At 51.6% G+C, this 12,834-nt stretch carries 10 protein-coding genes; 7 read left to right on the top strand and 3 right to left on the bottom strand.

The annotated features are described in order from the left end of the window. Positions 1-132 precede the first annotated feature (132 nt). Together groL and groES are read right to left on the bottom strand one after the other, a co-directional pair. Complete coding sequence (gene groL, locus ACTHR2_RS08145; protein WP_049322649.1) at positions 133-1,767, bottom strand: chaperonin GroEL; 1,635 nt, start codon at positions 1,765-1,767, stop codon at positions 133-135. 98 nt (positions 1,768-1,865) lie between these two features. Beyond that, on the bottom strand, positions 1,866-2,153 hold the full coding sequence (gene groES, locus ACTHR2_RS08140) for a co-chaperone GroES (RefSeq protein ID WP_003684150.1): 288 nt from the start codon (positions 2,151-2,153) through the stop codon (positions 1,866-1,868). Between the two features lie 416 nt (positions 2,154-2,569). Here groES and ACTHR2_RS08135 point away from each other — a divergent pair, with 416 nt between their 5' ends. The 7 genes from ACTHR2_RS08135 (at position 2,570) to ACTHR2_RS08105 (ending at position 11,440) form a co-directional block, all read left to right on the top strand. Next, entirely contained in the window at positions 2,570-4,585 is a 2,016-nt protein-coding gene (locus ACTHR2_RS08135) for a TonB-dependent receptor domain-containing protein (RefSeq protein WP_263338582.1), read from the top strand. Between the two features lie 115 nt (positions 4,586-4,700). Next, the gene (locus ACTHR2_RS08130) at positions 4,701-5,663 is read left to right on the top strand and encodes a siderophore ABC transporter substrate-binding protein (RefSeq protein ID WP_263338585.1); all 963 of its coding nucleotides are present in this window, start codon (positions 4,701-4,703) and stop codon (positions 5,661-5,663) included. Positions 5,664-5,893: 230 nt separating this feature from the next. Continuing rightward, complete coding sequence (locus ACTHR2_RS08125; protein ID WP_263338588.1) at positions 5,894-6,862, top strand: ABC transporter permease; 969 nt, start codon at positions 5,894-5,896, stop codon at positions 6,860-6,862. After that, the gene (locus ACTHR2_RS08120; protein ID WP_263338591.1) at positions 6,852-7,823 is read left to right on the top strand and encodes an iron chelate uptake ABC transporter family permease subunit; all 972 of its coding nucleotides are present in this window, start codon (positions 6,852-6,854) and stop codon (positions 7,821-7,823) included. The genes ACTHR2_RS08125 and ACTHR2_RS08120 overlap by 11 nt, the downstream gene beginning before the upstream one ends. Positions 7,824-7,965: 142 nt before the next feature. Next, positions 7,966-9,831, top strand: coding sequence for an acyltransferase family protein (locus tag ACTHR2_RS08115; RefSeq protein ID WP_263338594.1), 1,866 nt, complete (start codon positions 7,966-7,968; stop codon positions 9,829-9,831). A gap of 140 nt (positions 9,832-9,971) precedes the next feature. After that, positions 9,972-10,598: an FmdE family protein gene (locus tag ACTHR2_RS08110; protein ID WP_128580273.1), complete on the top strand. Its 627-nt coding sequence runs from the start codon at positions 9,972-9,974 to the stop codon at positions 10,596-10,598. Positions 10,599-10,681: 83 nt separating this feature from the next. Further along, a complete protein-coding gene (locus ACTHR2_RS08105) occupies positions 10,682-11,440 on the top strand; it encodes an iron ABC transporter ATP-binding protein (protein WP_049328943.1) in 759 nt (252 codons plus the stop codon). Between the two features lie 68 nt (positions 11,441-11,508). Here the strand turns inward: ACTHR2_RS08105 and ACTHR2_RS08100 are convergent, their stop codons facing one another. Next, on the bottom strand, positions 11,509-12,801 hold the full coding sequence (locus ACTHR2_RS08100) for a valine--pyruvate transaminase (protein WP_440375597.1): 1,293 nt from the start codon (positions 12,799-12,801) through the stop codon (positions 11,509-11,511). Between the last annotated feature and the right edge of the window lie 33 nt (positions 12,802-12,834).

Below are 12,834 nucleotides of genomic sequence, written 5' to 3'. Positions count from 1 at the left end.
ATTCAATGGAACTGGCTAGCCTTATTTCTCTACAACTACCCTGGCACCATCTCACGCTTCTTACTGGCAAATAAAAAACCGCACGGCTAATTACCGTGCGGTTTTGCTTTTATCTGAAGGGTTCAGATGGCCTTACATCATGCCACCCATACCACCCATGCCGCCCATATCAGGCATAGCAGGTTTTTCTTCAGGGATTTCTGCAATCATGCAGTCTGTGGTCAGCATCAGGCCGGCGATAGATGCGGCGTGTTGCAGCGCAGAACGGGTTACTTTGGCAGGGTCGAGTACGCCCATTTCGATCATGTCGCCGTATTCGCCGGAGCCTGCGTTGTAACCGTAGTTGCCTTTGCCTTCCAACACTTTGTTCACCACCACGCTAGGCTCGCCGCCTGCGTTGGCAACGATTTGGCGCAGCGGAGACTCAACGGCGCGCAAGACGATTTGTACGCCTGCGTCTTGGTCGGCATTGCCGGTGTGCAGGTTTTCCAAAGCAGCACGGGCACGCAACAAGGCTACGCCGCCGCCGGCAACCACGCCTTCTTCAACGGCTGCGCGGGTAGCGTGCAGCGCGTCTTCCACGCGGTCTTTTTTCTCTTTCATTTCAACTTCGGTAGCGGCACCAACTTTGATCACGGCTACACCGCCGGCCAATTTAGCCACGCGCTCTTGCAGTTTTTCTTTGTCGTATTCGCTGGTTGCGGTTTCGATTTGTTGGCGGATTTCGGCAACACGCGCTTCGATTTGGGCTGCGTCGCCGAAGCCGTCGATGATGGTGGTGTTTTCTTTACCGATTTCGATGCGTTTGGCTTGACCCAGGTCGTCCAAAGTCGCTTTTTCCAGAGACAGGCCGACTTCTTCAGAAATCACCACGCCGCCGGTCAGGATAGCGATGTCTTGCAACATGGCTTTGCGGCGGTCGCCGAAGCCAGGGGCTTTAACGGCAACGGTTTTCAGAATGCCGCGGATGTTGTTCACCACCAAAGTCGCCAAGGCTTCGCCTTCTACGTCTTCAGCGATAATCAAGAGCGGACGGCTGGCTTTGGCCACTTGTTCCAAAACAGGCAACAAATCGCGAATGTTGCTGATTTTTTTGTCGAACAACAATACAAACGGATTGTCCAAAGCAGCGATTTGTTTTTCAGCGTCATTGATGAAGTAAGGAGACAGGTAGCCGCGGTCGAACTGCATACCTTCAACTACGTCCAGCTCGTTTTCCAAAGACTTGCCGTCTTCAACGGTAATCACGCCTTCTTTGCCGACTTTTTCCATCGCTTCGGCGATAATCGCGCCGACTTGTTCGTCAGAGTTGGCGGAAATAGAGCCAACTTGGGCGATTTCTTTAGAAGTGTCGCAAGGTTTGGCGATGTTTTTCAGCTCGTCAACCAAAGCGGCAACGGCTTTGTCGATACCGCGTTTCAGGTCGGTCGGATTCATGCCGGCGGTCACATATTTCATGCCTTCGGCAACGATGGATTGTGCCAATACGGTTGCAGTAGTGGTACCGTCACCTGCTACGTCGTTGGTTTTAGACGCCACTTCTTTCACCATTTGCGCGCCCATGTTTTCGAATTTGTCTTTCAATTCGATTTCTTTTGCAACAGACACACCGTCTTTAGTGATGTGCGGGCCGCCGAAAGCACGGTCGAGCACCACGTTGCGGCCTTTAGGGCCCAAAGTTACGCGTACGGCGTTTGCCAATACGTTGACGCCGTTTACCATTTTTTGGCGAACTTCATTGCCGAATTGTACGTCTTTTGCTGCCATTTAAATTCTCCAAATCAATATTAAAAATCTGTTTGAGGCCATCTGAAAACTTCATGTTTGATTCAGACGGCCTTTGGTTCTGAAACTTAATTCAACAATTATTCAACGATACCGAAGATGTCTTCTTCACGCATTACCAACAGCTCTTCGCCGTCGGCTTTTACAGTTTGGCCGCTGTATTTGCCGAAGATCACTTTGTCGCCGACTTTGACATCCAGCGGACGGCGCTCACCGTCTTTACCGATTTTGCCCGCACCCACGGCGATTACTTCGCCCATGTCGGGTTTTTCAGCAGCCGCACCCGGCAAAACGATGCCGGAGGCAGTTTTTTCTTCAGCTTCTAAGCGTTTGACGACTACGCGGTCGTGTAAAGGGCGGATGGTCATGTCTTAATGCTCCGATAAATAAATAGATTGAAAACAATTGTCTGTCGGACATGACAGACACGGTTTGCTTGAAAATAGCGGCACACTTAGTAGAAAGCCTGCCGTAATGGCGGGTAGATTTGGGTTATCTGCGACAAATTCAAGGGAAAAAGTAAAAATTTCTATGCAGTCTTTCCAAATATTTTCATACACAAAAATGTTCGAGTACATATTTTTCAGACGGCCTGATATACCAACTGCAAAGTTCGTTTAAAAACAACCCATTTCCTTTACAAATTCAATACAACTCTTTACAACCGTTTCTTTTATATGCATTATTATAAATGATGATTATTCTTAATTGCATATTTTAAAGATAATTTCTCTTTATTTGCTTTTATTTTTTATTACTGTCATTTTATTAAGGACATTTCTCAATGAATACGCCCCTGTTCCGACTGAGCCTGCTGTCACTGACACTGGCGGCCGGTTTTGCACACGCAGAAAATGAAGCCAAAGACAATGTTGTGCTTGATACCGTTACCGTTAAAGGTCAGGCCACAAGCGCCACACACCGTGTAACGACTAAACGCATGGAAGAAACGACTTCCACTGATTTAAAAGACGTATTGTTCAACGAACCCTCTATCAGCTTCGGCGGCGGCAACGGTCAGTCGCAGTGGGTAACCATCCGCGGCATGGGACAAGACCAAATAGACTATAAAGTTGACGATACTTACACTGACAGCCAGATTTTCCACCACAACGGTCGCTTTATGCTTGACCCTGCATTGGTAAAAGTCGTTGCTGTGCAAAAAGGTACGGGTTCGGCCTCAGCAGGTATCGGCGCAACCAGCGGTGCGATTGTTGCCGAAACGGTTGAAGCCCAAGATTTGCTGAGAGAGGGTCAAAACGTCGGTTTCAAAGTCAATGCCGGTATCAGCAGCAATAAAGGCTATTCGCGCGGCGCAAGCGTTTACGGTCAGGCAGGCGGTTTTGACGCTTTGGTTTCAGGCAATTTCGTACGCGACAAAGAATACACGGCAGGCAAAGGCTACCGTAATCTGCTCGGAAGCGATAAGGTTTTAAACAGTGGATTGGGTTCACGCGGTTTGCTGGGCAAAATCGGCTATCGTTTCAACGAGGACAACCGTATTGAATTAAGCCACCGCCAAGAGAAGCAATATGGGGAACGCGCCCTGCGCGAAGAGTTCGATTTCTCGCAAGTCTTCCAAACCGACCGCCGTACGGGTCAATACGTTTTGGATGCCAACGGCAACCGTATTCCGAATGTCGCCACCAACTCGCCGCGTTACCGCACACTGACCCAAGACACCACCAACTTGGAATTCAAAGGCGGAAACTTGGGCTTTATCGACAAAATCAAAGCCAATGTTTACCGTTTGAATACCAAACGTGACGAAGTCCCCAGTCCAGATTTTGAATTGGACGGCGAAGTACGGACATACGGAGCCAATCTCAATCTCGACAGCCGTCTATTTGACCGCCATACCCTGAAATACGGAGTAAACTGGCGCACTCAAAAAAGCAGCTCAAACGGAGAAAACAACGAGAAGAAAAGCGATGCCGGCGTATATGTAGAAGGTATTTGGGATTTCTCACCGGTTACGCTGACCACAGGTTTGCGCTATGACCGTTGGAAAATGAAAACCAGCAGTAATACAGAAAATTCAGACGGCAACCTCAATCCAAGCATCGGGTTGGTTTATGACATTACCCCTGATTTTTCCATCAACACCAGCCTGAACTATGCAACCCGCAGCCCCCGTCTGAACGAAGCAGCTTTAGCAAACAAAAGGCCGATTGTTGCATCGCCTGACTTGAAAGCAGAACGCTCGCGAAATGCAGAAATTGGCTTTAACTACCACTGGAATTCTGCCCTGACGCTCTCCGGCAGCTATTTCCATCAGCAAATCAAAGATGTACAGGCAATCCGTCAAGAAGGACGAAACAACGTCTGGTATAACGGCGGCAAGCTGAAAAACACAGGTTACGAACTGAACGCAGCCTACCGCTGGAAAGGTCTGACCGCACGTGCAGGCGTAGCCTACAGCAAACCGAAGCTGAACGGCGATACCGCCGACAAAGTAACGACCGCCATCCCGATGGGACGCACATGGACAACAGGTCTGTCTTACCAATTCGACAATCCGAATCTAGAAATCGGCTGGCGCGGACGTTATGTCCAAAATGCAGGCTACGCCCCAACCTCGCGCGGCTCTGATGTGGCTCTGAATGTCGTCCGTGCAGGCTACGGCGTCAACGATATCTTCGCCAACTGGAAACCGACAGGCAAAGACGACTTGAACGTCAACTTCTCCGTCAACAATGTCTTTGATAAAAACTACAAGCCGCACAGCCAACGCGCAGGTGCCAACTCCCTGCCTGAACCAGGCCGCGATGTCCGCCTAAGCGTGAACTACCGCTTCTAAGCAATCAGCTTGAAAAAGCCGTCTGAAAACAAAAGTTTTCAGACGGCATCTAGCTTTATAATCCGATACAAGTTATCATTTCGATTTACTTTATTTCCGACCACGGAGAAACCCTATGTTACGTTTGACCGCTTTAGCCGTATGCTGCGCCCTCGCTTTGGGTGCGTGTTCACCGAAAGATTCTGCGTCCAACCAAGCCCAAACTGCTTCCGCTTCTGCCGCCCAAACCGAAGGTGCAAGCCTGACCGTTAAAACGGCGCGCGGTGAAGCAAAAGTGCCGCAAAATCCGGAGCGTATCGCCGTTTACGATTTGGGCATGCTCGACACTTTAAACAAACTGGGCGTGAAAACCGGTTTGTCCGTCGACAAAAACCGCCTGCCCTACTTGGACGAATATTTCAAAACCACGAAACCTGCCGGCACGCTGTTTGAGCCTGACTACGAAGCCTTAAACGCTTACAAACCGCAGCTCATCATCATCGGCAGCCGTGCAGCCAAAGCGTTTGATAAGTTGAACGAGATCGCGCCAACCATCGAGATGACCGCCGAAACCGCCAATCTGAAAGAAAGTTCCAAAGAGCGCATCGACGCGCTGGCGCAAATCTTCGGCAAACAGGCCGAAGCGGACAAGCTGAAAGCGGAAATCGATGCTTCGTTTGAAGCGGCGAAAACTGCTGCGCAAGGCAAAGGCAAGGGTTTGGTGGTATTGGTCAACGGCGGTAAGATGTCGGCTTTCGGCCCTTCCTCACGTTTGGGCGGTTGGTTGCATAAAGACATCGGCGTTCCCGCTGTTGATGAATCGATTAAAGAAGGCAGCCACGGCCAGCCTATCAGCTTTGAATACCTGAAAGAGAAAAACCCTGATTGGCTGTTTGTTTTGGACCGCGGCGCGGCCATCGGCGAAGAAGGCCAGGCGGCAAAAGATGTGTTGAACAATCCGCTGGTTGCCGAAACAACCGCTTGGAAAAAAGGACAGGTGGTTTACCTTGTTCCTGAAACTTATCTGGCGGCCGGCGGCGCACAAGAATTGCTGAACGCTTCCAAACAGGTAAGCGATGCGTTTAATGCGGCCAAGTAATTCGGCGCGGGCATAGCCGCCCGCTTCTTTCAGACGGCCTGAAGGGTTTGATGATGCACAGGATCAAGCTGCTTGACCTGAAGTCATTGGATTTAGGCCGTCTGAAAATACATGGTGCAAATGGACAATTTTTGCCTGTTTGCATCTGTTTTTATGATGGGCAAACCTGCCTTTTTTGCCAAATACCTTAACCCTTCTTTCAGACGGCCTTATTTTTTCCGAACCATTTTATGTTTCACAAACCTTCATTTTTAAATGCGATCAACGGCGTGGCGCTGCTGATATTGTTTGCCGTCAGCCTGTCGGTCGGCGTGGCCGAATTCAAATGGTCCGCCCTGTTTTCGCTATCCGACAGCCAGCAGGTCATGTTCATCAGCCGCCTGCCGCGCACGTTTGCGATTGTGCTGACGGGTGCGTCGATGGCGGTGGCCGGTATGATTATGCAGATTTTGATGCACAACCGTTTTGTCGAACCGTCGATGGTGGGCGCAAGTCAAAGCGCGGCTTTGGGTTTGCTACTGATGACCCTGCTGCTTCCGGCCGCGCCGCTGCTGGCAAAAATGTCGGTTGCCGCCGTTGCCGCGCTGATCGGGATGTTGGTCTTTATGTTGCTGATCCGCCGCCTGCCGCCGACCGCGCAACTGATGGTGCCTTTGGTCGGGATTATTTTCGGTGGGGTGATTGAGGCGGTGGCCACCTTTATCGCGTATGAAAACGAAATGCTGCAAATGCTCGGCGTGTGGCAACAGGGCGATTTTTCCGGCGTGTTGCTCGGGCGGTATGAATTGTTGTGGGCAACGGGGATTTTGGCTTTGTTCGCCTATTTGATTGCAGACCAGCTGACGATTTTGGGTTTGGGCGAAACGGTAAGCGTGAACTTGGGGCTGAACCGGACGGCGATTCTGTGGTCGGGGCTGATTATTGTGGCGCTGATTACGTCTTTGGTGGTCGTGACGGTCGGCAATATTCCGTTTATCGGCCTAGTCGTGCCGAACATCATCAGCCGCCTGATGGGCGACAAGCTGCGCCAAAGCCTGCCTGCAGTGGCCTTGCTGGGCGCGTCTTTGGTGTTGCTGTGCGACATTGTCGGACGCGTGATTGTGTTTCCGTTTGAAATTCCGGTCTCTACGGTTTTTGGCGTAATGGGAACGGCTTTGTTTTTATGGCTTTTATTAAGGAAACCTGCTCATGCCGTCTGAAAAAAATATCGGTTTTATGGCAGGAAGCAGCCGTCCGTTGTGGGTGGCCTTCGCGCTGTTGCTGGTTTCCTGCGTCCTATTTATGACGCTCAACGTCAAAGGCGATTGGGACTTTGTCTTGCACCTGCGCCTGACCAAGCTTGCCGCACTGCTGATGGTTGCCTATGCAGTCGGCGTGTCCACGCAACTCTTCCAAACGCTGACCAACAATCCGATTCTGACCCCTTCGATTTTGGGTTTCGATTCGCTGTATGTGTTTTTGCAGACCTTGCTGGTGTTTACGCTCGGCGGCGTGGACTATGCTTCCCTACCGTTGACGGGCAAATTCGGCTTTGAACTGGTCGTCATGATGGGCGGCTCGCTGCTGCTGTTCTACACACTCATCAAACAGGGCGGACGCGATTTGTCGCGCATGATTTTAATCGGCGTAATTTTCGGGATTTTGTTCCGCAGCCTGTCGTCGCTGCTTTCGCGCATGATTGATCCCGAAGAATTTACCGCCGCGCAGGCGAATATGTTTGCCACCTTCAATACCGTCCACTCGGAGTTGTTGGGCATCGGCGCAATCGTGTTGCTCATCAGCGCCGCCGTGATCTGGCGCGAACGCCACCGCCTCGATGTTTACCTGCTCGGCCGCAATCAAGCCATCAATTTGGGCATCAACTACACGCGCAATACCTTATGGCTGCTGTTATGGATCGCCGCACTGGTTGCGACTGCAACCGCCGTTGTCGGCCCGGTAAGCTTTTTCGGCCTGCTGGTTACAGCGCTGGCCAACCATTTTTCTCCGTCGGTGAAACATTCCGTCCGCCTGCCCATGACTTTTTGTGTCGGCGGCATCCTGTTGGTCGGCGGGCAAACCATCTTCGAACACTTCCTCGGCATGCAGGCCGTTTTGAGCGTGGTCGTCGAATTTGCAGGCGGATTGGTATTTTTATATTTGGTGTTGAAAAAGAAATAAATTAAACGTGCCCAAACGTTCGCAAAAATAAATTCAGGCCGTCTGAAATCCATGTTTTCAAAATATTTAATCCTTGAAATGAAACTAAATTTCTGACATGTACTCATAGTAAACATCACTGGATTTACTAAAATTACAAAAAATGAGTACGACATTAAAATACCGTCCCGACTTGGACGGCATCCGGGCGTTGGCAGTCTTGGCTGTCATTATTTTCCACATTGATGCCGCTTGGCTGCCCGGCGGTTTCCTCGGTGTGGATATGTTTTTCGTTTTGTCCGGCTACCTGATCACCACCATCATCAGCCGCGAAATGCAAAACAGCAGTTTTTCGTTTTTAGAATTCTACAAACGCCGCGCGAAGCGCATTTTGCCTGTTTTTTCCTGCGTATTGCTGTGTACGAGTTTGGCCGCCGCAATCTTTTTCTTGTCGTTTGACCTGCGCCAATACGTCAAATCGGCAGTGTTTGCGTTGCTGTTTTCGGCCAACCTGTTTTTTGCACGGCGCGGCGGTTATTTTGATGCCGATGCGGTGGAAAAACCTTTGCAACACATTTGGTCTTTATCGCTGGAAGAGCAGTTTTACTTTGTTTTTCCGGTTTTGCTGATTGCCTTTTTCCGATTCAGCAAAGGGCGCAACATCCGCCAATTCATCCTTTTGCTGATTGTATTGAGCCTGCTGTCCGTCTTTTTGCCCACCTTCGGCATGGACCCTTATTTCCTGCCTTATGTGCGCGCATATGAGCTGCTGATCGGCGCGCTTTTTGCCTTTATTCCGCCCTCCCAAACCAACGACCGTTTCAGCACACCTTTGGTCGGCTGGGCGATGATGGCGGTTATTGCCGCCATGCTGCTGCTTCCTTACGGCGTGTTGCCCGGCGAAGGCAATATCGAACGGCTGCTGTGCTGTACGGCGGTTGGCGGCTTGATTTACTCGGGCAAAACCCTGCAAACGCAAAGCGGCTTCAATACCGCCAAACTGTTGAGCCTCAAGCCCGTTGTGTTTATCGGTTTGATTTCCTATTCACTGTATCTCTGGCATTGGGTGGTCTTGGCCGTCATGCGCTATGTTTACATGGACAACGCTTTGCCGATGTCCGCGATTGTATTGGCCGTCGTACTGATGTCGGGCTTGTCCGTTTTGTCCTATTACTTTGTCGAAACACCAGTGCGACGGATAAAGAATTTCACCACCAAGAAATTCATCGGGGTAATCGCCGCCTATTTCGCTCTGCTGATTCCTGCCGCCGGCTACCTGCTGACTGCCAAACCGGCCGCATACGAGGCAAACCTATATACGGTTGACGAAAGTAAAATCTGCGCGGATACCTTGACCAAAACCGACTGCGCTGTCGGCGCGGAAAATCAAAGCAGCAAAGTCCTGCTGATGGGTGACTCCCACGCCGCCCACCTGACGCCCTTTATTGATATAGTGGGCAAACAGGAAGGCTTTGCCGCCGACATTATCTCGTCCAACAGTTGCGGCGTTGCCTTCGGCTTCCTCCTGCCGCAAAGTGACCGCCGTGCCAAACGCTGCAACCCTTACAACCGCTTTATCGCACAAAAGGTTGAAAACTATCCGGTGGTCTTTATCTCGCAACGTTGGTTCCTGCATACCGACAAGCCCGGTTTTACGGATCATTTCGGCAAAATGCTCGACACCCTGATTCAACAGGGCAAACAGGTTTACGTCTTTGCCGACACGCCGATGAGCGCGCAACTGCCCCTGCGCCATTACTACCTGAAACAGCGTCTCGGCATCGATATGCAATACGTTTCCGAGCATAAAAAAGCGGAAATTGCCCGCTCCGCCGAAGCCGACAAAACCATAGAAAACATCGTCAAACAGCGGCCTGCCGTGCATTGGGTCAACATCATGGAGCCTATTCCGGCAGACAAAACCATAGACGACCTGCCGATATATTTTGACACCAACCACCTCAATACCCACGGTGTGACAAAACTGGCGGAAAAATTTATACAGGACAAAAAAATACTCCTAAAATAACACCGCAGTTTCAGTCCGAAACCTTTGCCGCAATACTGAATGCAAATGCCGCTCAAAGCGCAGCAAACAGTATGCCGCAAAGGTTTCAGGCCGTCTGAAACCTTCAGACGGCCTAAGCAAACCCATAAAGGATAACCCTCATGACACAAGAACGCCTCCCTTCATTCTTCGATGACGCCCCGACCATTACCGTCCAAGACGCATTGGCCGACTTCCTCGGCGCGGCCGAAAACGGCATCCTCACTTACCACTACGCCGATGCCGTGCGCCTGTGCGGCCACTCCTGCCCGACCGTCGCCGGTGCCTACCTGATGGTGGTCAAAGGCCTTAAAGCCCTTTACGGCGAAGAACTGCCGCAACGCGGCGACATCGAAGCATTTATGCAGGGCGAACGTGACGAAGGTACAACCGGCGTTACCGCTTCCGTCGTCCAACTCCTTACCGGCGCAGCACCCGAAACCGGCTTTGGCGGCGTAGGCCCAGCCGGACGCTTTGCCCGCCGCCATTTATTGTCCTTTGGTGCAGACGAAATCAACGGCACACTCGCGCTCCGCCGCCGCGATACCGGCAAAACCGTTGCCGTCAGCCTCAACGCCGCGCTTCAACCCTTTGCACCGAAAATGCGCGACATTATGCCCAAAGCCGTCAGCGGCAGCGCAAGTGCCAACGAACTCAAACAATTCGGCGAGCTTTGGCAAGAACGCGTCCGCGCCTTCCTGATTGACCAAGCCGACAATCCCGAATTTGTTACCGTCAGCGAAATCTAACCACACCATACAGGAATAAAATTCAGACGGCCTCATGCTGAAAGGCCGTCTGAAACCCCAACTTCCCATTTTCGGACCCGCCTATGATTACCATCCGCAACGTCAGCCACACCATCGGCAGCAACCCCATCCTCAACGACGTCAGCCTCGACATCCCCGAAGGCGGCATTACCGCACTGATCGGCCCGAACGGCGCAGGCAAGTCCACCCTCCTCTCCTTTATGGCGCGCCTGCAGCCCTTGGTACACGGTGACATCAGCTACGCAGGCAAAGACATCAAAACCACCCCCACCGCCGAACTTGCCCGCACGCTCTCCATCCTCACCCAAGAAAACAGCATCATGAGCCGCATTACCGTACGCGACCTGCTCATGTTCGGCCGTTATCCCTACCACCAAGGCAGGCCGTCTGAAACGGATAAAACCATCGTCGAAGAAGCACTTGCCGAGTTCCACCTGCAAGACTTTGCCGACCGCTACCTGACCGAGCTTTCCGGCGGCCAACGCCAACGCGCCATGATTGCCATGGTGTTCTGTCAGCGCACCGACTACGTTTTGCTGGACGAACCGCTGAACAACCTCGACATGTATCATGCCCGCTCCCTCATGCAGATCCTGCGCCGGCTGACCGACGAACACAAACGCACCACCGTCGTCGTCCTGCACGATATCAACCAGGCAGCAGCCTACGCAGATTACGTCGTCGCCATGAAAAACGGCCAAGTCGCCATGCAGGGCAAGCCCAACGATATTTTCACCGCCGAAAACATCAAAACCTTATTCGATATGGACGTCAACGTCCTCGATTACGAAGGCAAAAAACTGGTTATCCACCATATCTAAATCCGACAAAAAGGCCGTCTGAAACCCGATTGCTCATGTTTCAGACGGCCTTTGCCTATTCAAAGCATTTATTTTTTATCGTACAAACCACGCACCACGCGACCGATCGCGGCAATGCCTTTTTCCAGAGTTTCCGCGTCCTGCGCAATGCTCATGCGGATGCACTCGTGCGCGTGCGGATAGTCTTGCGTATCGATGCCGACAAAGAAATGCTCGCCCGGAATAATCAGCGTGCCTTCGGCCTTGAGCATTTCGTACAAGGTTTGCGACGAAACAGGCAGGTTTTCAAACCAAAGCCATAAGAAAATCGCACCTTCAGGCTTATGGATTTTCAACGGATACGCACCCAATTCGCGTTTGAGCAGGGAAACCGCCGTTTGCGCCTGCTGACGGTAAAACGGCTGAATCACTTCATCGGCCAGCTGTTTCAGACGGCCGTCGTTTAACAGCGGAGCCGCAATCGCCGCGCCAAAACGGGTTGGCGACAAATTCACAATCGCATTCAAACTGCTGACGGCTTTGACCACTTCCGGCGCGGCGACAATAATGCCGGTACGCACGCCGGGCAGGCCGATTTTAGAAAGGCTGAAGCAGAGGATGATGTTTTCGTGCCAGTTGAGCGTCACATCGCTGTAAATAATATTCGGGAACGGCATTCCGTAGGCGTTGTCGATAATCAGCGGAATCCCGTGTTCCTGCGCCAACGCGTCCAAACGCGCCATCTCGCCGTCGGTCAACACATTGCCGGTCGGGTTGGTCGGGCGTGAACAGCAAATCGCACCGATTTTGCCCTCTTTCAATTCAGGCAGGCTATCCAGCGCGTCAAAGTCCACGCGGTATTTGAAAAATCCCGCTTCGCCTTCGTGTTCGACATTTTCGATTTTCGGTTTTACCGAAATAAAATGCTGCCCTTCGACATGCACGTCGGCATAACCGATATATTCAGGCGCAAGCGGCAACAAAATGGCTTTCTCAGCCGTTTGGCCGTCTGAAAGATTGAATTTGCCGCCAAACAGGTTGAACAAATAGAAAAACGCGTTTTGCGAACCATTGGTCAGCGCGATATTGTCCGCCGTCAGATTCCAGCCGTATTCGCGGTTGAGAAACTCCGTCAAAGCCGCAATCAGCGCCGCATCGCCCTGCGGATTGGAATAATTGCCGATATTCTCAACAGCGTGTTCCGCTGCCAGCTTGGAAAACACATCGGCGAACACCGCATTGACTTCAGCAATCTTCGCCGGATTGCCACCGCCAAGCATATTGACAGGCTTGTCACTTTTGAGCGCGTCGCCCAAATCGTCCATCAACTGCAAAATACCGCTGTGTTGTGTGAATTTTTCGCCGAATGCTGAAAACTGCATGGAAACTCCGTTGCTGAGTGTGTGGAAACAATA

The organism is Neisseria sp. P0006.S004 (assembly GCF_051963015.1).
Classification (GTDB): domain Bacteria; phylum Pseudomonadota; class Gammaproteobacteria; order Burkholderiales; family Neisseriaceae; genus Neisseria.
Note: the sequence above shows the minus strand (reverse complement) of the source record. Positions and strands in the feature narration are given on the sequence as shown.

Bases quoted from the DNA above. Each gene is read 5' to 3' on its own strand.
- ACTHR2_RS08110 (WP_128580273.1), top strand. From the start codon at position 9,972: ATGACACAAGAACGCCTCCCTTCATTCTTCGATGACGCCCCGACCATT.
- ACTHR2_RS08105 (WP_049328943.1), top strand. From the start codon at position 10,682: ATGATTACCATCCGCAACGTCAGCCACACCATCGGCAGCAACCCCATC.
- groL (WP_049322649.1), bottom strand. From the start codon at position 1,767: ATGGCAGCAAAAGACGTACAATTCGGCAATGAAGTTCGCCAAAAAATG.
- ACTHR2_RS08120 (WP_263338591.1), top strand. From the start codon at position 6,852: ATGCCGTCTGAAAAAAATATCGGTTTTATGGCAGGAAGCAGCCGTCCG.
- ACTHR2_RS08130 (WP_263338585.1), top strand. From the start codon at position 4,701: ATGTTACGTTTGACCGCTTTAGCCGTATGCTGCGCCCTCGCTTTGGGT.
- ACTHR2_RS08115 (WP_263338594.1), top strand. From the start codon at position 7,966: ATGAGTACGACATTAAAATACCGTCCCGACTTGGACGGCATCCGGGCG.
- ACTHR2_RS08100 (WP_440375597.1), bottom strand. From the start codon at position 12,801: ATGCAGTTTTCAGCATTCGGCGAAAAATTCACACAACACAGCGGTATT.
- ACTHR2_RS08125 (WP_263338588.1), top strand. From the start codon at position 5,894: ATGTTTCACAAACCTTCATTTTTAAATGCGATCAACGGCGTGGCGCTG.
- ACTHR2_RS08135 (WP_263338582.1), top strand. From the start codon at position 2,570: ATGAATACGCCCCTGTTCCGACTGAGCCTGCTGTCACTGACACTGGCG.
- groES (WP_003684150.1), bottom strand. From the start codon at position 2,153: ATGACCATCCGCCCTTTACACGACCGCGTAGTCGTCAAACGCTTAGAA.